This is a genomic window from Thalassovita aquimarina (genome assembly GCF_018219815.1).
Lineage (GTDB): Bacteria > Pseudomonadota > Alphaproteobacteria > Rhodobacterales > Rhodobacteraceae > Thalassobius > Thalassobius aquimarinus.
Map to the genome: position 1 here is coordinate 66,321 of NZ_JADMKU010000007.1, position 17,942 is coordinate 84,262.

Sequence of the window (17,942 nt, forward strand, 5' to 3'; positions counted from 1 at the left end):
GGGGCCATCCCATCCACAAGGAGACTATGAAATGACTAGCAGACGTAAGTTCCTGAAAACCGCCGGTATGGGCGTTGCCGCGGCACCGCTGGCCGCGCCGGCGCTGGCGCAATCCACCATCAAGTGGCGGATGCAGACCTATGCCGGCGCGGCGCTGGCCGAACACGTGGTCAAGCCCGCCATCGACACCTTCAACAAGATCGCCGGCGACCGGATGCAGATCGAACTGTACTATGCCGACCAGCTGGTCCCAACGGGCGAACTGTTCCGCGCCATGCAGCGCGGCACCATCGACGCGGTGCAGTCGGACGACGATTCGATGGCGTCGCCCACCGAAGTCACGGTGTTCGGCGGCTACTTCCCCTTCGCATCGCGCTATTCGCTCGACGTGCCGGTGCTGTTCAACCAGTACGGCCTGAACGAAATCTGGGCCGAGGAATACGCCAAGGTCGGGGTCAAGCACATCTCGGCCGGGTCGTGGGATCCGTGCCATTTCGCCACCAAGGACCCGATCAACAGCCTGGCTGACCTGAAGGGCAAGCGCGTCTTCACCTTCCCGACCGCCGGCCGCTTCCTGTCGCAGTTCGGCGTCGTGCCGGTCACCCTGCCGTGGGAAGACATCGAGGTCGCCGTGCAGACCGGTGAACTTGACGGCATCGCATGGTCGGGCATCACCGAAGACTACACCGTTGGCTGGGCCGACGTGACCAACTACTTCCTGACCAACAACATCTCGGGCGCCTGGATCGGTCACTTCTTCGCCAATATGGGCCGCTACGAGGAACTCCCCGAGGACCTGAAGCTGCTGCTGGCGACCTGCATGGAACAGTCGCATTATTACCGCCAGTGGTGGTATTGGGGCGGTGAGGCGAACCTGCGCGTCGACGGCACCAAGATGCAGCTGACCTCGATCCCCGACAACGAATGGGACCAGGTCGAAAGCGCCGCGCACAAGTTCTGGGATGAAATCGCCGCCGAAAGCCCGACCAAGGCCAAGGTTGTCGAGATCTTCAAGAAATACAATGCGGACATGGCCAAGGCCGGCCGCCCGTATCGTTACGGCTAATTTGTAAAGCAATAGCCCCGGCGCTTTTTCGTGCCGGGGCGCTACACAGGAAAGGATGCGCCCAATGGCCGGCACTCTCAGTTTTGATGATCTCAAGGCACAGGTTGCCTCGGGCGAGGTGGACACGGTCCTCGTCTGTCTCGTGGATATGCAGGGCCGCCTGATGGGCAAGCGGTTCCATGCCGGGCATTTCATCGCCAGCGCATGGGAAGAAACCCATTGCTGCAACTACCTTTTGGCGACCGATCTGATGATGGCAACGCCCGATGGCTATGCCTCGACCTCGTGGGAAAAGGGGTATGGCGATTACGTGATGAAGCCCGACCTCAGCACCCTGCGCCCGATGCCCTGGCTCGAAGGGACGGTGATGGTGCTGTGCGATGTGCTTGATCATCACACCCATGAAGAGGTGCCGCATTCGCCGCGCGCCATGTTGAAGAAACAGATCGCGCGCGCCAAGGCGATGGGCTTCACCCCGATGATGGCCAGCGAGCTGGAATTCTTCCTGTTCGCGAAAAGCGTCGATGAAATCCGCAAGGGCGGCTTCCGCAATCTCGAACCGATTTCGGCCTTCAACGAAGACTACAACATCTTACAGACCAGCCGCGAAGAACACGTGATGCGCCCGCTGCGCAATCACCTGTGGAACGCCGGTCTGCCGATCGAGAATTCCAAGGGCGAGGCCGAGACCGGCCAGGAAGAGCTGAACATCAAATACGCCGCCGCTCTGGATACCGCCGATTACCACACCATCGCCAAGCACGCGACCAAGGAAATCGCCTATCAGCAGGGCCACGCGGTGACCTTCCTGCCGAAATGGCACCACGACAAGGTCGGGTCGTCCAGCCACGTGCACCAGTCGCTTTGGAAGGATGGCGAGCCGGTGTTCTATGATCCGAACGATCCGCTGGGCATGTCGGACACGATGAAAAGCTACGTCGCGGGGATGCTGAAATACGCCGCCGACTACACCTATTTCTTGGCGCCCTACATCAACAGCTACAAGCGGTTCCAGAAGGGCAGCTTCGCGCCGACCCGCATCATCTGGTCGATCGACAACCGCACCGCCGGATTCCGGCTGTGCGGCGACGGCACCAAGGCGATCCGGATCGAATGCCGGGTCGGTGGATCGGACATCAATCCCTACCTCGCCATGGCCGCGATGCTGGCCGCCGGGCTGAAGGGGATCGAGGAAGGGCTGGAACTGCAACCGGCCTTCAGCGGCGATGCCTATGAGGGCGAAAACGCCCATATCCCGCACACGCTGCGCGACGCGCGTGAAACGCTGCTCGGTTCGGGCATGCTGCGCGAAGCCCTGGGCGATGACGTGATCGCCCATTACGCGCGCGCCGCCGAGTGGGAAATCGAAGACTTCAACCGCATCGTCACCGATTACGAAGTGGCGCGCGGGTTCGAACTGGCCTGATTTCGAGGATGAAATGACCAAGACTTTGCAATGCATCTCGCCGATCGACGGATCGGTATTCGCCGAGCGTCCGGTGCTGACACCGGACGAAGCGCGCGCCGCGACGGCACGCGGCAAGGCGGCGCAGGCCGCGTGGGCCGCGCGGCCCCTGCAGGAACGGATCGACCTGGTGATGGCCGGGGTCGCCGCCGTGGGGGACATGAACGACGTGATCGTGCCGGAACTGGCGGGCATGATGGGCCGCCCGGTCCGCTATGGCGGCGAATTCGGCGGTTTCAACGAACGCGCCAGCTATATGGCTGAAATCGCCGAACGTGCGCTGGCCGACATCGAGGTCGGCGAGGACGCCACCTTCAAGCGCTACATCAAGCGGGTTCCGCTTGGGTTGGTTTTCGTGGTGGCGCCGTGGAACTATCCCTACATGACGGCGATCAACACCGTCGCGCCCGCCCTTATCGCGGGCAACACGGTGATGCTGAAACACGCGACCCAGACGCTTGTGGTCGGCGAACGGATGGCCAAGGCGTTCCATTCCGCCGGCATTCCCGAGGACGTGTTCCAGAATGTTTTCCTCGACCACGACACCACCAGCGTGCTGATCTCGGAAAACGCCTTCGACTTCGTCAATTTCACCGGCTCGGTCGGCGGCGGTCAGGCGATGGAACGCGCCGCGGCGGGCACCTTCACTGGTGTCGGGCTGGAATTGGGCGGCAAGGATCCGGGATACGTGATGGAAGACGCCGATCTCGACGCTGCGGTGGCGACGCTGATCGACGCGGCGATGTTCAATTCCGGCCAGTGCTGCTGCGGGATCGAACGCATCTACGTGCATGAAAGCCTGTTCGACGCCTTCATCGAAAAGGCGGTCGCGGTGGTGAACGGCTACAAGCTGGGCAATCCGCTGGACGCCGAGACCACCATCGGCCCGATGGCCAACGTCCGTTTCGCGACCGAGGTCCGCGCCCAGATCGACGAGGCGCTGGCGATGGGCGCCAAGGCCCATATCGACACCTTCGCCGAAGACGACGGCGCCGCCTACCTGACGCCGCAGATCCTGACCAACGTGACCCACGACATGCGGGTGATGCGGGACGAAAGTTTCGGCCCCGTGGTGGGGATCATGCCGGTCAAGGATGACGAGGAAGCGATCGCGCTGATGAACGACAGCGATTTCGGCCTGACCGCATCTCTCTGGACCTCCGATCTGGACCGCGCCGAACGGGTGGGCGACCGGATCGAAACCGGTACCGTGTTCCTCAACCGGGCCGATTACCTCGATCCCGGCCTGTGCTGGACCGGCTGCAAGCAGACCGGGCGCGGCGGCGGGCTGTCCGTCATCGGCTATCACAACCTGACACGTCCGAAATCCTACCATCTCAAGAAGGTGACACAATGACACTGACTGGTAACTGGTCCTACCCGACCACGATCAAATTCGGCGCTGGCCGGATTACCGAACTGCCCGATGCCTGCGCGGCCGCCGGGATCAAGCGCCCGCTGCTGGTCACCGACCGGGGGCTGGCCGATCTGCCGATCACCGCGCAAACCCTCGACATCATGGAGGCCGCCGGCCTGGGCCGGGGCCTGTTCGCCGATGTCGATCCCAACCCGAACGAAAAGAACCTCGATGCCGGCGTCGCGGCCTACAAGGCGGGCGGCCATGACGGCGTGATCGCCTTCGGCGGCGGGTCCGGGCTCGATCTGGGCAAGATGGTGGCCTTCATGGCGGGGCAGACCCGTCCGGTGTGGGATTTCGAGGATATCGGCGACTGGTGGACCCGCGCCGATGCCGACGTGATCGCGCCGATCATCGCGGTACCCACCACCGCCGGCACCGGGTCGGAAGTGGGGCGCGCCAGCGTCATCACCAATTCCGAAACCCACGCCAAGAAAATCATCTTCCACCCCAAGGTGCTGCCCAGCGTCGTGATCTGCGACCCGGAACTGACCGTGGGCATGCCGCAATTCATCACCGCGGGCACCGGGCTCGATGCCTTCGCCCATTGCGTCGAGGCCTTCAGTTCGCCGCATTATCATCCGATGAGCCAGGGCATCGCGCTGGAAGGCATGCGGCTGGTCAAGGACTACCTGCCGCGCGCCTATGCCGACGGCACCGATATCGAGGCCCGCGCCCAGATGATGAGCGCGGCGATGATGGGGGCAACGGCGTTCCAGAAGGGGCTTGGCGCGATCCACGCGATGAGCCACCCGATCGGGGCGCATTTCAAAACCCACCACGGCACCACCAACGCCGTCTGCATGCCCGCCGTTCTGGACTTCAACGCGCCCGCGATCGCGGATCGTTTCGAACAGGCGGCGGCCTATCTGGGCATCGAGGGCGGCTTCGAGGGCTTCAAGACCTTCGTGCAGGAGCTCAACGACAGCCTGGGCATCCCCAAGCGTCTGTCCGATCTGGGCGTGACGGCGGAAAGCATCCCGGAACTGGTCAAGGGCGCGATCATCGACCCGTCCTGCGGCGGCAACCCGATCGAGCTGACCGAGACCAACCTGACCGAGCTGTTCAACGCGGCTCTCTGAGGCTTTGACAAAGAAAATGCGGGCGGCCCGGTCAGGGCCGTCCGTTGCCGTTCTTGGGGCAGGGGGCCTAGGAATAGGTGCGTTCGTCCATCGGTACGCTGAGGATTAGTTCATCGATAAGGGCGAGAAAGGCCGCCTCGGGTGGCGACAGGCTGCGCCTTGGATTGGTCAGCAGGTAGATTTCCACCATCGGCAATTGAGAATAGGGCGGCAACTGCCACAGCTGACCCAGTTGCACGTCGCGCTTGGCGACATGGACGGGCAGGGCGCCGATACCGATATTGGCCATGGTCAGGCGGCGCACCTCGGACAGGTTCGACGACACCCCGCGCAGATTGGCGGCCAGCCCGGCCCGGTCGCGCAGCTGCGCCACCGATCCTAGCGGACCGCCCTCGATTTCGGTCTGGAACGAAACCGAGGCCTCGCCTTTCAGGTCCGACAGGGCAATGTCGTTCCTGCCGAACAGGCGATGCCGGGGGCCGCAGTAAAGCGCGAAAAATTCCCGGCACATCACGCGGGCATCGATGTTCTTCGGCTGCTCGCTAAGCAGGCAGATCCCGAAACTCGCCTGGTTTTGCCGGATGCGCACCGCGACTTCTGTGCTTTCTTCGACGACCATGGAATAGGTCACTTTCGGGTGTCTTTGTGCGAATGTTTCCAACACCTTGTCGAAATGCGGCGACACCACGTGGCTGGTCATGACGATGCTGATATGGCCGCTCAATTCTTCCTCTTCGGCCGCCAGGAGTTGCGGTAATTGCGATACCGCGCCGAAGATGTTTGCGCATTCGGCATAAAGGGTCTGACCGGCATCGGTGACCGCGAAGCGGTTGGGTTTGCGGTCGATCAATTGCCGTCCGGTCGCGTCTTCCAGACGCTTCAGGGCGCTGCTGATCGTGGGCTGTTTCAGCCCCAGGAAATCCGCCGCCTTGGATATGCCGCGCTGTTCCACCACAACCATGAAGGTGCGCAGAAGGTTCCAGTCCAGGTTCCACGGAAAACGCTGTTCATAGGGTTTCAGCATAGATTTCATCAATCATTACAATTTTGTTTATCTATTTGCATGATGATTTAGCTCTATGCAAGCCTTCCCTCCAAGCGTCCGGCCCCATCGCCGGCGTGGTCTGAACACAGAGTCTAAAAAAGTGTAAGACAGGGAGCTTCACATGAATACGCGCAGGAAAGTCCTGACAACCGCAGTTATGGCCGGCGTGGCCGCCATGGCAACGTTCGGCGGGGCCAGCTTCGCCGCAGCCGAGGAACTGGACGCCATCAAGGAAAAGGGCGTGATCCGCATCGCGATGAGCGGCGCTTACCCTCCGTTCAACTTCGTCAATGAACAGAACGAAGTGGTCGGCTTCGACCCGGCCATCGGCACCGAGATCGCCAAGCGCATGGGGCTTGAGGTGGAAATCGTCACCACCGCATGGGACGGCATCATCGGCGGTCTTCTGGCCAACAAGTACGACGCCATCGTCGGGTCGATGACCATCACCGAGGAACGCGACGAAGTGGTCGATTTCGTTGGCCCTTACTACACCACCAAGCGCGCCGTCTTCACCAAGCCGGACAGCGGCATCACCAGCGTATCGCAGCTGGGCGACGTGAAAATGGGCGTGACCCTGGGCGAGACGCACGAGGAATGGGCCCGCGAGCAGGGCTACAACGTGCGCACCTACAAGGGCCTGCCCGAACTTCTGCTGGAATTGCAGAACGGCCGCGTCGACGTCATCGCCAACGACTCGATCGCCGCGATCCTGGCAATGAAGGAAAACGGCTATGACTTCGTGATGCTGCCCGATCTCGAGACCGAGGCCTTCGGCGCCGGCATCGCGATCCGCGAAGGCAGCCCCAAGCTGGCCGCCGAGATGCAGGCAGCGCTGGACGCGATGATGGAAGACGGCACCTACGTCAAGATCGCCGAAAAATGGGTCGGCGGCGACATCCGCTGAACTTCCTGAATTCAACTGGCAAACTTGTGGCACGCCGGATGTCCGGCGCGCCACGCGGACAGGTGTGGGCGAGATGCAAACAGACTATGGAAAACTGACTTGGGAAGAGGTGCGCGACGCCGACAAGGATCGCGTGGTGATCCTTAACGTGTCCGCCACCGAGGACCACGGGCCGCATATGCCGCTCGATACCGATACTGTGCTGGGCATGGCGGTGGCCAACGGCGTGGGGGAACTGGCGCCCGAAGAGGTGCTGGTCATGCCGCCCATCGCCTATGGGTTCAACGAACACCACAAGGATTTTCCCGGCGTCATCTGGATTCAGCCCGAAACCCTGATCGCCTTCGTCACCGACGTGACCAAATCGCTGGCCCATCACGGGTTCCGCCGCATCCTTTTGCTGAATTCGCACGGGTCCAACCACCCGGTGCTGGATCTGGCGGCGCGCAAGACGGTGATCGAGAATGAAATCATCTGCGTTTCGGCCTCCTACTGGAATCTGTGCGGCGACCGGATCAACGAGCTGCGCAATTCCGAGGTCGGCGGCATCGCCCATGCCGGCGAGTTCGAGGCCGCGATGTACATGCATCTGCACCCCGAACTGGTCGATCTCAGCAAGGCAACGAACCAGAACCTGCACGATCCGAATACCAAGTTTTTCAACCTCGACCTGGCCAAGGGCGGTGGCAAGGCGATGCTGATGCGCTGGTGGTCCGAGGCCTCGCCCGACGGCACGATGGGCGACCCTACGGTTGCCGATGCCGAAACCGGGCGCAAGTTTCTTGAAGCCGCGGTCGAGGAAACCACGGCGCTGGTGCGCGAAATCCGCGCCCTGCCGATCCTCGAACGCAAAGATCACCACTGAAAAAGAAGGACGGGCCGATGGATGTCGAACTGATGCTTAAAGTCTACCCCTTCTTCGTGAAGGCGGCCTGGGTGACGATCCAGCTTTCGGTGCTGACCACGATACTGGGACTGATCTGCGGATCCCTTGGCGCCGCGGCGCGGCTGTCGCGACTGCGGTTGTTTCGCATCATCGGCGCCGCCTATGTCAGTTTCATCCGCGGCACCCCGGCGCTGATCCAGCTGTTCATCCTGTATTTCGGCGGTCCCCAGGTGGGCATTCAGCTTGACGCCTTCGAGGCGGGGGTGATCGGGCTGGGCGTGAATATCGGCGCCTACATGACCGAAACCATCCGCGGCGCGATCATCGCCATCGACAAAGGCCAGGCCGAGGCGGCGCGCACGCTGGGCATGAGCCGTTACCAAAGCATGCGCTACGTGATCCTGCCCCAGGCCGCCAGGCTGATGATCCGGCCGCTGGGCGTCAACATCAACGCGCTGATCAAGGGCACCGCTCTGGTCGCGGCGATCTCGGTGATCGAACTGACCTACACCGCGCAACGCTATATCGGGTCGACCTACAAGCCCTTCGAGATGTTCCTGATCTCGGGCGTTCTTTACATGATCATCATCTACGTCACCGGCCGCGGCATCGCCTGGCTAGACCGCAAGGCGCGCATCGTCTGAGCGCCGCGAAGGAGAGGATAAAACGACATGGGTCTGGATTTCTCAGTCATCCCAAAATACCTCGATGTGGTCATGCTGGGCGCGTTGTGGACCATTGCGATCACCGTCGCCGCGGCCTTGTTGAGCTTTTTCGGCGGCATCTTCCTGGCCGTGGTCGCGCTTTACGCCCCGGCGATCATCCGGCTGCCGTTCCGCTTGTTCGCATGGCTGTTCATGGGCACGCCGCTGCTGCTGCAACTGTTCCTGATCTATTTCGGGCTGGTGCAGATCGGTATCGACCTGCCGGCCTTCGTGGCGGGCGTGATCGGGCTGGGGCTGCATTTCGCGGTCTACAATTCCGAACTGATCCAGACCAGCATTCTGGCCGTCGACAAGGGCCAGATGGAGGCGGCCCGCACGCTTGGTCTCAGCCGGGGGCAGGCCTTGCGCAAGGTCGTCGTGCCGCAGGCGGTGCGCGACGTGATCCCGCCGATTGGTAACAACATGATCGCGCTGCTGAAGGACTCGGCGCTGGTGTCGGTGATCGGGGTGTCGGAACTGACCCTGTCGGCGCAGCTTGCCATCGGGCGGACCTACCGGCCGTTTGAATTCTACGTCCTCGCCGCCGTGTTCTACTACATCATCAACCTCGGGATGGAGGCCGTTCTGCGGCGCATCGAACGTAAGGTTCAGGCCGCCCGCTGATGCCGAAGGAGATTATACAGATGACCGAACAGAAACCCTTCGTCGATATCCGTCATGCGCAGAAGAGCTATGGCGCTCTTGAGGTGCTGAAGGATATCAGCCTGCAGGTCCACCGGGGCGAAATCGTCGCCATCATCGGACCATCGGGATCGGGCAAGAGCACGCTTTTGCGCGCGATCAACGACCTCGATCCGCTGTCGGGCGGCGAGGTCTGGCTTGAGGACACCCAGGTCAACAAGACGCTGCCGCATCGTCAGTATGAAAAGCACATCAACCAGGTGCGTCAGAACATCGGCATGGTGTTCCAGCACTTCAACCTGTTTCACCACCTGACCGTGCGTGAAAACATCACGCTGGCGCCGAAGCTGCTGAAAGGGATCAGCGACGAGGAAGCCAACAAGCTGGCCGAGGAACAGCTCAACAAGGTCGGGATGATCGAACGCATCGATTACTACCCGTCGCAGCTGTCCGGCGGGCAGAAACAGCGCGTCGCGATCGCTCGCGCGCTGGCGATGAAACCCAAGGTGATGCTGTTCGACGAGGCGACCTCGGCGCTCGACCCGGAACTGGTCGAGGAAGTGAACCAGGTGATGAAGGCGCTGGCCGAGGAACACATGACGATGATCATCGTCACCCACGAAATGGGGTTTGCCGAAAGCGTCTGCGACCGGGTCCTGTTCATGGATCAGGGCGTGGTGGTCGAGGAAGGCCCGCCCGAGGTGATGTTCCGCAACCCGCAGAACGAACGCACCAAGAATTTCCTTCGCAAACATCTGGCCGACGCCAACAAGTGAGCCGCAGAATGTCCCACCTCTTCTATCAGTCCAAATCGCCGCGACCGTTCCTGGAACGGGGCGAAGGCATCTACATGTATGACGTGAACGGGCGCCGTTACCTTGACGGGTCGTCGGGTGCGATGGTGTCCAACATTGGCCATTCAAACCCCGCGGTTCTGGCCGCGATGCGGGCACAGATGGACAAGTCGACCTTCGGTTACCGGCTGCACTTCCAGACCGAGGCGTCCGAGGCACTGGCCACCAAGTCCGCGGAACTGAGCCCGGCGGGGCTGGACCGGGTGTTCTTCGTTTCCGGCGGATCGGAAGCGGTGGAAAGCGCGCTGAAACTGGCGCGCCAGTACAAGCTGTCCATCGGGCAGGGCAGCCGGTTCAAGGTGATTTCGCGGATGCCGTCCTACCACGGTTCGACCCTGGGGGCGCTGGCGGTGACCGGATACGACCCGCTGACCGTGCCGTTCGCGCCGATGATGCATGAGATGCCGAAAATCCCGGCGCCGCGTGCCTATCTTGACGGGCTGAACGCCGACGATCCCGCGACCGGTCTGCATTATGCCAACATGCTGGAACAGAAGATCATCGAGGAAGGCCCCGAAACCGTGCTGGCCTTCATCGTCGAACCGGTCGGTGGCGCCTCGACCGGGGCGCTGGTGCCGCCGGCAGGCTACATGCAGCGCATCCGCGAGATATGCGACGCTTACGACATCCTGCTGATCCATGACGAGGTGATGTCGGGCGGCGGCCGCACCGGCAGGTTCTGGGGCGCCGAACACTGGGACGTCAAACCCGATGTGATTTCGATCTCTAAGGGCTTCGGCGGCGGTTACGTGCCGCTTGGCGCGATGATCGCGCGCGGCGACATGGTCGAGGCGGTGCTGGAAACGGGCGGTTTCCAGCACGGTCACACCTATGCCGGCAACCCGCTGGCCTGTGCCGCGGGGCTGGCGCTGATCGGAGAGATCGAGCGCAACGACCTGATCGCCAACGCCGCTGCGATGGGGGATCTGCTGAAATCGCGGCTGTCCGGGTTGATGGACCGCTATCCCTTCATTGGCGATGTGCGCGGCAAGGGATTGCTGCTGGCGTTCGAACTGGTCTCGGACCGGGCCACGATGGCCCCGCTGCCCAAGGGCCTGTCGGCGTTTCAGCGGTTGGTCGACATCGCCTATGACGAGGGGCTGATCATCTATTCCCGCCGTACCCGTGGCGGGCTCGAGGGGGATCATTTCCTGGTCTGCCCGCCGATGATCATCGGCAAGGACGGGATCGAGGAAATCATGCAAGGCCTGACTCGCGCGCTGGACAAGTTCGCGGCCGAGGCCGGGCTGGACGTGGACAGCGCGGCATGAGACTGCCCGACAAGACAACCTCGATGGAAGAGGCGGTGTCGCAGATCGAAAGCGGTGCCACCGTCATGCTGGGCGGTTTCGGCGTGCCCGGCACGCCGTTTGCGCTGATCCGCGAACTGCTGCGGCAGGGGCAGCGCGATCTGACCATCATCAAGAACGACGCCAACGAAACCGGGCTCGGGGTCGATCACCTGCTGGCCGAAGGCCGGGTGAAACGTCTGATCACCACCCATATCGGCCTCAATCCCCGCGCCATCCAGATGATGAACGACGGCGAGATCGAGGTTGAATTCTGCGCCCAGGGCATATTGGCCGAACGGGTCCGCGCCGGCGGGGCGGGATTGCAGGCGATCGTCACCGATATCGGGCTGGACACGGAACTGGCCCGGGGCAAGGCGACGGTCGACATCGATGGCAAACCCGCGATGATCGAAACCGCTTTGCGTGCCGACGCCGCCTTTGTCCATGCCGCAAAGGCGGATGTGTTCGGCAATCTCGGCTACTGCGCCACGGCGCGGAACTTCAATCCGATGATGGCGATGGCCGCTGACCTGGTCATTGCCGAGGCCGAAACGGTGCTGCCGCTTGGCGGCGTGGCCCCCGACGAGGTGCATACGCCGGGTCCCTTCGTCGATCACGTGGTGGAACTGGGCGAACTGAGCGAGGAGTATGACATTGTCCGGCGCTAAGGAAAGAATGGTCGCCCGCGCCGCGCGGGAAATCCGCCCCGGCATGGTGGTCAATCTGGGCATCGGGTTGCCGACAAGGGTGGTGAACCACCTGGCCGCCGATTTCCCGGTCTGCCTGCATACCGAAAACGGCCTGTCGGGGATCGGTCCGACGCTGCCCGCTGAGCAGGCCGACCGCAACCTGATCGATGCCGGCGGCGCCTATGTGTCGACCGTACCGGGCAGCGCCTTTTTCGACAGCGCTGCGTCCTTCGCGCTGGTGCGCAGTGGGCGGCTCGACATGACCATGCTGGGTGCGTTCGAGGTAGCCCAGAACGGCGATCTGGCGAACTGGAAGATTCCGGGGCGGTTTTCCCCCGGTGCGGGCGGCGGGATCGAACTGGCGCAGAAGGCGCGCCGGGTTCTGGTGCTGTCGACCCATACCGACCGGCAGGGCAAGCCCAAGCTGGTCGAACGCTGCAGCCTGCCGCTGACCGCCGCCGGTTGCGTCGACCGGATCTTCACCGACATGGCCGTGATCGACGTCACACCCGAAGGATTTGCCCTGCGCGAAATCGCCGACGGGCTGGCGGTTGACGACGTGATCAAGGCCACCGGCGCGCCGCTGATCCTGCCCGAGGGCGAAATTCCCGTTTTCTGAGCCGAGTGATCCCATGGATAAAGACCTGCAAACCCGCATCCTGAACGCCGTCGATGCCCGTTTCGATGCGCAGACCGAATTCCTCAGCGAACTGACCGCGCATCCTTCGACGCGCGGCAACGAACAGGGCGCGCAGGATTTCATGGCGTCGGAACTGGCGGATCGCGGCTACAAAGTCGACCGCTGGGAAATCGACGTCGACGACATCCGCCACATGCCCGGCTTTTCCCCGGTGATCGGCACGTACGAAGAGGCCGTGAACGTCGTCGGCGCGCATGAAAGCGCGACCAGGAAGGGCCGGTCGCTGATCTTGAACGGCCATATCGACGTGGTGCCCGAAGGGCCGCTCGACATGTGGGACACGCCGCCCTACGACCCGCGCGTCGATGACGGCTGGATGTACGGGCGCGGCGCGGGCGACATGAAGGCGGGTTTGGCCTCGAACCTGTTCGCGCTGGATGCGATCCGCGATTGCGGTTTCGCGCCTGCGGCGGACGTCTATTTCCAGTCGGTGGTCGAGGAGGAATGCACCGGCAACGGCGCGCTGGCCTGCCTGCAGCGCGGGTATCGCGCCGATGCTGCATTGATCCCCGAACCCTTCGCCGAAAGCCTTGTGACCGCGCAGGTCGGCGTGTTGTGGTTCCAGGTGCACCTGCAGGGGCTGCCTACCCACGTGGCCTATGCCGGCAGCGGCGCCAACGCGATCGAGGCCGCCGTGCCGCTGATCGCCGCCCTGCACGAGATGGAGGCGCGCTGGAACACCGATCAGGCCAAGCACCCGGAATACGGCCATGTGCATCACCCGCTGAACCTCAATGTCGGCAAGATCGAGGGCGGCGACTGGACCAGTTCGGTGCCCGCCTGGTGCGTGTTCGACGTGCGCATGGGGCTGTTCCCGGGGCAGGATATCGACGCCGCCAAGGCGGAAATCGAAACCGTGCTGACCGACGCCGCGCAAAAGAACGAATTCCTGCGCAACAACATGCCGCAGGTGATCTATAACGGCTTCCAGGCCGAAGGATACGCCCTGGCCGAGGATGGAAGCGACACCGCGACACGGGCGATTTCGGCGCTGGAACTGGCCCATGGCGCGGTGACTGGCGGGGAACTCGACAAGGTGTCGATAACGGCCACCACCGACGCGCGGTTCTTCGGGCTTTATGCCGACACGCCCGCGCTGGTTTACGGCCCCAAGGCCGAGGCGATCCACGGCTTCAATGAACGGGTCGATCTGGAAAGCGTGCGCCGCGTTACCCAGACCACGGCGCTGTTCATCGCCCGGTGGTGCCAACTCGAATCCCTCTGAAGGACATGGACATGAAACAGGCCGTCATCGTTTCCACCGCACGCACACCCATCGGCAAGGCCTATCGCGGCGCGTTCAACAACCTCGAAGCGCCCAGCCTTGCCGCCCTTGCGGTCCGCGCGGCGGTAGAACGCGCCGGGATCGAGACGGGCGAGATCGAGGACGTCACCTTCGGGTCGGCGCTGACGCAGGGCAGCGCCGGGGTGAACGTCGCGCGCCATATCGCGCTGGCCTCTGGCCTGCGGGACAGCGTGGCGGGGGCGACGATCGACCGGCAATGCGCCGCCGGGTTGAACGCCATCGCCATCGCGGCGCACGCGATCACGGCCGAGGGCGCCAAGGTAACGCTGGCGGGCGGGCTGGACAGCATTTCGCTGGTCCAGAACGAACACTGGAATGGCCACCGCTACCGCGATCCGGCCGTGGGCGACAATTACTACCTGTCGATGCTCGAAACGGCCGAGGTCGTGGCGGAACGCTACGGCGTGTCGCGCACGGCGCAGGATGCCTATGCGCTGCAAAGCCAGCAGCGCACCGCCGCCGCGCAGGCGGCCGGGCGGTTCGACGGCGAAATCGTGCCGGTCGAGGCGGTCAAGCTGATCACCGAGCGCGCAACCGGCGTGGTCAGCGAACAGGCGGTGCGGATCGAACGCGATGAATGCAACCGACCATCCACGACGCTGGAAGGGCTGGCGGGGCTGAAACCGGTGCTGGGGGCGGATAAATGCGTCACCGCCGGCAATGCGAGCCAGTTGTCCGACGGCGCCTCGGCCTGCGTGCTGATGGAGGCGGGCGAAGCGGAACGGCGCGGGCTGGAACCCCTGGGCATCTTCCGCGGTTTCGCCGTGGCCGGCTGCGCGCCCGAGGAAATGGGAATTGGCCCGGTCTTCGCCATCCCACGCCTGCTGGAACGCCACGGTCTGGGGATCGACGATATCGGGCTGTGGGAAATCAACGAAGCCTTCGCCTCGCAGCTGCTTTATTGCCGCGACAAGCTGGGCATTCCCGACGACCGGCTGAACGTCAACGGCGGGGCGATTTCCATCGGTCACCCCTATGGCATGTCCGGCGCCCGCATGGCCGGTCACGTGCTGATCGAAGGCCGCCGTCGCGGTGTCCGCTATGGCGTGGTCAGCATGTGCATCGGCGGCGGTCAGGGCGCGGCGGGGCTGTTCGAAATCCTCTGAACGGGGGGATTGCCAAAACGTGGCATCCGCCCGGAAGCGGCACGGATGCCTCTTCGTTTCCATCTCCTTGATCCCGTGCAGACCTGTGGACAACACGTCACTGCCTGCGTCAATGTGAAGCACGGGCCGCGCAGATGACCATCGGGCCGGGGCGCGGATTTACCCGCCCGGCCAAAGGTAGCAAGGGAGATCACCATGATTGTCGTCCTGAAAACCATTCACTTCCTGTCGCTCTGGGCCGCGGGGGGCATCGGGGCAGGCGGGTGGATCATCCAGAGCGTGCACGCCCGCAAGGGCGCAAGGCCGAGTGCCGAAGTGGTGCAATCGTTGCGCTTCATGGGGCTGCTTGCGCTGATTTCCGTGACCCTGCTCTGGATCAGCGGCTACGCCCTTGCCCATGCGATCCATGGCGGGTTGCCGACCGGCTTGGCCTTTCACGTGAAGCTCGTCGCCGCCGCCGCGATCCTGCTGGCGTCGCTCGGCACCAATCTCGAAATGCTGCGATCGATGCGGGCCGCAACTCCGCCCCGGGCCAAGGTCATGTCGACGCTGGCCTGGATTGTCCGGATCGGCCTGGTGATCGTTCTTGTCTCGGCCGCGATTACGTTTTCGGGCAGCGCGTAAGACGGGAACCGGGCCGGCCGTGCCTGCCACCGTGGAAACCTGAATACCCCGGCGCGTGAAGGCCGGCCGCCGATGCGGGGGCAAGACGTGTTGCGGACCCCGCGCATTCCCCCCGACGTGGTGTTGATCGATATCGACAACCCCACCCGCGACGTGCCGAAGGAAACGACGCGCGCCTCGGGGCGCTGGAACGGCCGGTGGCGCTGTTCAACCAACTGCTATGCGAGATTGGCGAGCCCTCGAGGACGGATCGTGAATTTATCAATGATACCAGTGGTTTTGATGGTGTTCGTCAGGGTGTGCTTCGAGGTGATGCCCGGCTCAGCCCGTGCCCGCGGTCCGGCCCGGTGCCGTGTCCGCGCTTCAGGTTGCACATTAATTATATCTCTCAATTTATTGATAAAAAATATTTATTGGCGCATAGTCTATGGCCGCCGCAAGCGGGGACCAAACGAGGATCCTGCCGTACGGAAATCGCGGCCCTTCTGAACGCGGTGCAGCAGCGCGAAGCCGATGAGTGTTTTTACCCGAACAGACCGCGCCGCGAAGAGTTTTCCGTTCTCCAACATTTGTTCATGGCCGGGCTGTGACATGTCCGCCGGCGACCGCTGGCGCGTTGTCCCGGCTGCTTGACCGGTGGATGGCATGGCGCGCTCCGGGGCTTGGCGTGATGAATGAGTTAGTCCGCGTAGTAGTTTGAAAATAAATGAAAAACGGGGCTCTTTCGGGGCCCCGTTTTCGTTGGTGAACTGTCTGTGTGGTCTTGGCGCCTCAGCCGAGGATTTCCTTGACGGCATCGCCCAGCTTGGCGGCGATTTCCTCCGCTTCGGCCCGGGTCAGGCAGAAAGGAGGCGCAAAGCCGAGGGTGTCGCCTTGCGGCATGGCGCGGCTGATGATGCCCCGGTCAAGCAGCGCGGCGTTCACCTTAGCCCCCACGGTGCGGGACGGGTCGAAATAGGTCCGGCTGTCGCGGTCCTCGACGAATTCCACCGCGCAAAGCAAACCTTCGCCGCGCACCTCGCCGACATGAGGGTGATCGCCGACCGCGTCGATCAGCGCCTGTTTGAAATGGGCGCCCATGTCGCGGGCGTTGTCGACCAGCCTCAAGTCGTCCAGCAGCTTCAGGTTGGCCACCCCGGCGGCGGCCCCGATCGGATGCGCCGAATAGGTCCAGCCGTGGCCGATGGCGCCGTTTTCGTCGGTGCCGCGCTCCAAAACCTTCCACACCTTGTCCGACAGGATCGAGCCGGACAGCGGCGCATAGGCCGAGGTCAGTCCCTTGGCGATGGTGATGATGTCGGGCTTGATGCCGTAGTGATCGGACCCGAACATGCTGCCCAGCCGGCCGAACCCGGTCACCACTTCGTCGGCGATCAGCAGGATGTCATGCTTGTTCAGCACGGTCTGGATCGCGTCCCAGTAGCCCGCGGGCGGCGGCACCAGCCCGCCGGTGCCAAGCGCGGGTTCGCCGATGAAGGCGGCGATGGTGTCAGCGCCTTCGCGTTCGATCAGCGCCTCCAGCTCGGCGGCGCAATGGGCGACGAACTGTTCCTCGCTCTGGTCGAGGTTGACGCGGCGATAGTAATACGGCGCCTCGGTATGGATCACCTGGGTCAGCGGCAGGTCGAACTTGCGGTGGAACAGGTCCAGCCCGGTCAGCGACCCGGTCATCAATCCCGACCCGTGATAGCCGCGCCAGCGCGAGATGATCTTCTTCTTCTCGGGGCGGCCGAGGATGTTGTTGTAATACCAGACCAGCTTGATGTTGGTTTCGTTGGCGTCCGAGCCCGAAAGCCCGAAATAGACCTTGGACATGTGATCGGGCGCGCGGTCCAGAACCATCTTGGCCAGCGTGATCGACGCCTCGGTGCCGTGGCCGACATAGGCGTGGTAATAGGCCAGTTCGCGCGCCTGATCCGCGATCGCCTCGGCGATCTCCTGCCGGCCATAGCCGACGTTGACGCAGTAAAGCCCGGAAAACGCGTCGAGCAGCCGGTTGCCGTTGCGATCCTCGATATGGCAGCCGTTGCCGCCGGTCACCACGCGGTTGGGCAGATTGCCCCGCGCGAATTCGGCAAGATGGGTCGAGGGGTGGAAGAAGTTTTCCCGGTCCCACGCGTCCATCTGATCGTTTCTGAGCATTTCATTGTCCTTCAT

The 17,942-nt window shown here is 63.2% G+C and carries 18 protein-coding genes; 16 read left to right on the top strand and 2 right to left on the bottom strand.

The window, feature by feature from the left end; translation table 11 throughout:
* Positions 1 to 31 precede the first annotated feature (31 nt).
* The 4 genes from IT775_RS09870 (at position 32) to IT775_RS09885 (ending at position 5,030) form a co-directional block, all read left to right on the top strand.
* On the top strand, positions 32 to 1,066 hold the full coding sequence (locus tag IT775_RS09870; protein WP_212700942.1) for a TRAP transporter substrate-binding protein: 1,035 nt from the start codon (positions 32 to 34) through the stop codon (positions 1,064 to 1,066).
* Positions 1,067 to 1,130: 64 nt separating this feature from the next.
* Positions 1,131 to 2,492 (top strand): glutamine synthetase family protein, encoded by a 1,362-nt coding sequence (locus IT775_RS09875; RefSeq protein WP_212700943.1) that lies wholly within the window; start codon positions 1,131 to 1,133, stop codon positions 2,490 to 2,492.
* Between the two features lie 13 nt (positions 2,493 to 2,505).
* A complete protein-coding gene (locus IT775_RS09880) occupies positions 2,506 to 3,888 on the top strand; it encodes an aldehyde dehydrogenase family protein (RefSeq protein WP_212700944.1) in 1,383 nt (460 codons plus the stop codon).
* Positions 3,885 to 5,030 (top strand): iron-containing alcohol dehydrogenase, encoded by a 1,146-nt coding sequence (locus IT775_RS09885; RefSeq protein WP_212700945.1) that lies wholly within the window; start codon positions 3,885 to 3,887, stop codon positions 5,028 to 5,030. Before IT775_RS09880 ends, IT775_RS09885 begins: the two co-directional genes overlap by 4 nt.
* 67 nt (positions 5,031 to 5,097) lie before the next feature.
* Here IT775_RS09885 and IT775_RS09890 read toward each other — a convergent pair whose 3' ends face one another.
* Positions 5,098 to 6,063: a LysR family transcriptional regulator gene (locus tag IT775_RS09890; protein ID WP_246525452.1), complete on the bottom strand. Its 966-nt coding sequence runs from the start codon at positions 6,061 to 6,063 to the stop codon at positions 5,098 to 5,100.
* A gap of 133 nt (positions 6,064 to 6,196) precedes the next feature.
* Between IT775_RS09890 and IT775_RS09895 the strand changes: the two genes are divergently transcribed.
* From IT775_RS09895 to IT775_RS09955, 12 genes are all read left to right on the top strand, one after another.
* The gene (locus tag IT775_RS09895; protein WP_212700946.1) at positions 6,197 to 6,982 is read left to right on the top strand and encodes a transporter substrate-binding domain-containing protein; all 786 of its coding nucleotides are present in this window, start codon (positions 6,197 to 6,199) and stop codon (positions 6,980 to 6,982) included.
* Positions 6,983 to 7,055: 73 nt separating this feature from the next.
* Positions 7,056 to 7,847 (top strand): creatininase family protein, encoded by a 792-nt coding sequence (locus IT775_RS09900; RefSeq protein WP_212700947.1) that lies wholly within the window; start codon positions 7,056 to 7,058, stop codon positions 7,845 to 7,847.
* A 32-nt stretch (positions 7,848 to 7,879) separates the two neighbouring features.
* Complete coding sequence (locus IT775_RS09905; RefSeq protein WP_246525453.1) at positions 7,880 to 8,512, top strand: amino acid ABC transporter permease; 633 nt, start codon at positions 7,880 to 7,882, stop codon at positions 8,510 to 8,512.
* Positions 8,513 to 8,539: 27 nt separating this feature from the next.
* The gene (locus IT775_RS09910) at positions 8,540 to 9,196 is read left to right on the top strand and encodes an amino acid ABC transporter permease (RefSeq protein ID WP_212700949.1); all 657 of its coding nucleotides are present in this window, start codon (positions 8,540 to 8,542) and stop codon (positions 9,194 to 9,196) included.
* Positions 9,197 to 9,216: 20 nt separating this feature from the next.
* Positions 9,217 to 9,990, top strand: coding sequence for an amino acid ABC transporter ATP-binding protein (locus tag IT775_RS09915; RefSeq protein WP_212700950.1), 774 nt, complete (start codon positions 9,217 to 9,219; stop codon positions 9,988 to 9,990).
* A gap of 8 nt (positions 9,991 to 9,998) precedes the next feature.
* Positions 9,999 to 11,339, top strand: a complete 1,341-nt coding sequence (locus IT775_RS09920; RefSeq protein ID WP_212700951.1) for an aminotransferase family protein — start codon at positions 9,999 to 10,001, stop codon at positions 11,337 to 11,339.
* Positions 11,336 to 12,028 carry a CoA transferase subunit A gene (locus IT775_RS09925; RefSeq protein WP_212700952.1) on the top strand — a complete coding sequence of 231 codons (693 nt, stop codon included), beginning with the start codon at positions 11,336 to 11,338 and terminating at the stop codon, positions 12,026 to 12,028. Before IT775_RS09920 ends, IT775_RS09925 begins: the two co-directional genes overlap by 4 nt.
* Before the next feature lie 7 nt (positions 12,029 to 12,035).
* Positions 12,036 to 12,668 (top strand): 3-oxoacid CoA-transferase subunit B, encoded by a 633-nt coding sequence (locus IT775_RS09930; RefSeq protein WP_246525455.1) that lies wholly within the window; start codon positions 12,036 to 12,038, stop codon positions 12,666 to 12,668.
* A gap of 13 nt (positions 12,669 to 12,681) precedes the next feature.
* Positions 12,682 to 13,974: an ArgE/DapE family deacylase gene (locus IT775_RS09935; protein WP_212700954.1), complete on the top strand. Its 1,293-nt coding sequence runs from the start codon at positions 12,682 to 12,684 to the stop codon at positions 13,972 to 13,974.
* Positions 13,975 to 13,985: 11 nt separating this feature from the next.
* Positions 13,986 to 15,161, top strand: coding sequence for an acetyl-CoA C-acyltransferase (locus IT775_RS09940; protein ID WP_212700955.1), 1,176 nt, complete (start codon positions 13,986 to 13,988; stop codon positions 15,159 to 15,161).
* A gap of 195 nt (positions 15,162 to 15,356) precedes the next feature.
* On the top strand, positions 15,357 to 15,785 hold the full coding sequence (locus IT775_RS09945) for a hypothetical protein (protein ID WP_212700956.1): 429 nt from the start codon (positions 15,357 to 15,359) through the stop codon (positions 15,783 to 15,785).
* A gap of 197 nt (positions 15,786 to 15,982) precedes the next feature.
* Entirely contained in the window at positions 15,983 to 16,375 is a 393-nt protein-coding gene (locus IT775_RS09955) for a hypothetical protein (RefSeq protein WP_212701028.1), read from the top strand.
* A 181-nt stretch (positions 16,376 to 16,556) separates the two neighbouring features.
* On the opposite strand, the gene IT775_RS09960 is transcribed toward IT775_RS09955, so the two are convergent.
* Positions 16,557 to 17,927 (bottom strand): aspartate aminotransferase family protein, encoded by a 1,371-nt coding sequence (locus IT775_RS09960; protein WP_212700957.1) that lies wholly within the window; start codon positions 17,925 to 17,927, stop codon positions 16,557 to 16,559.
* Between the last annotated feature and the right edge of the window lie 15 nt (positions 17,928 to 17,942).

Excerpts from the sequence above, each read along its gene's own strand:
- IT775_RS09920 (WP_212700951.1), top strand. The coding sequence starts at position 9,999 with ATGTCCCACCTCTTCTATCAGTCCAAATCGCCGCGACCGTTCCTGGAA.
- IT775_RS09940 (WP_212700955.1), top strand. The coding sequence starts at position 13,986 with ATGAAACAGGCCGTCATCGTTTCCACCGCACGCACACCCATCGGCAAG.
- IT775_RS09910 (WP_212700949.1), top strand. The coding sequence starts at position 8,540 with ATGGGTCTGGATTTCTCAGTCATCCCAAAATACCTCGATGTGGTCATG.
- IT775_RS09925 (WP_212700952.1), top strand. The coding sequence starts at position 11,336 with ATGAGACTGCCCGACAAGACAACCTCGATGGAAGAGGCGGTGTCGCAG.
- IT775_RS09880 (WP_212700944.1), top strand. The coding sequence starts at position 2,506 with ATGACCAAGACTTTGCAATGCATCTCGCCGATCGACGGATCGGTATTC.
- IT775_RS09935 (WP_212700954.1), top strand. The coding sequence starts at position 12,682 with ATGGATAAAGACCTGCAAACCCGCATCCTGAACGCCGTCGATGCCCGT.
- IT775_RS09890 (WP_246525452.1), bottom strand. The coding sequence starts at position 6,063 with ATGAAATCTATGCTGAAACCCTATGAACAGCGTTTTCCGTGGAACCTG.
- IT775_RS09870 (WP_212700942.1), top strand. The coding sequence starts at position 32 with ATGACTAGCAGACGTAAGTTCCTGAAAACCGCCGGTATGGGCGTTGCC.
- IT775_RS09875 (WP_212700943.1), top strand. The coding sequence starts at position 1,131 with ATGGCCGGCACTCTCAGTTTTGATGATCTCAAGGCACAGGTTGCCTCG.
- IT775_RS09885 (WP_212700945.1), top strand. The coding sequence starts at position 3,885 with ATGACACTGACTGGTAACTGGTCCTACCCGACCACGATCAAATTCGGC.
- IT775_RS09945 (WP_212700956.1), top strand. The coding sequence starts at position 15,357 with ATGATTGTCGTCCTGAAAACCATTCACTTCCTGTCGCTCTGGGCCGCG.
- IT775_RS09895 (WP_212700946.1), top strand. The coding sequence starts at position 6,197 with ATGAATACGCGCAGGAAAGTCCTGACAACCGCAGTTATGGCCGGCGTG.
- IT775_RS09900 (WP_212700947.1), top strand. The coding sequence starts at position 7,056 with ATGCAAACAGACTATGGAAAACTGACTTGGGAAGAGGTGCGCGACGCC.
- IT775_RS09930 (WP_246525455.1), top strand. The coding sequence starts at position 12,036 with ATGGTCGCCCGCGCCGCGCGGGAAATCCGCCCCGGCATGGTGGTCAAT.
- IT775_RS09905 (WP_246525453.1), top strand. The coding sequence starts at position 7,880 with ATGCTTAAAGTCTACCCCTTCTTCGTGAAGGCGGCCTGGGTGACGATC.
- IT775_RS09960 (WP_212700957.1), bottom strand. The coding sequence starts at position 17,927 with ATGCTCAGAAACGATCAGATGGACGCGTGGGACCGGGAAAACTTCTTC.
- IT775_RS09915 (WP_212700950.1), top strand. The coding sequence starts at position 9,217 with ATGACCGAACAGAAACCCTTCGTCGATATCCGTCATGCGCAGAAGAGC.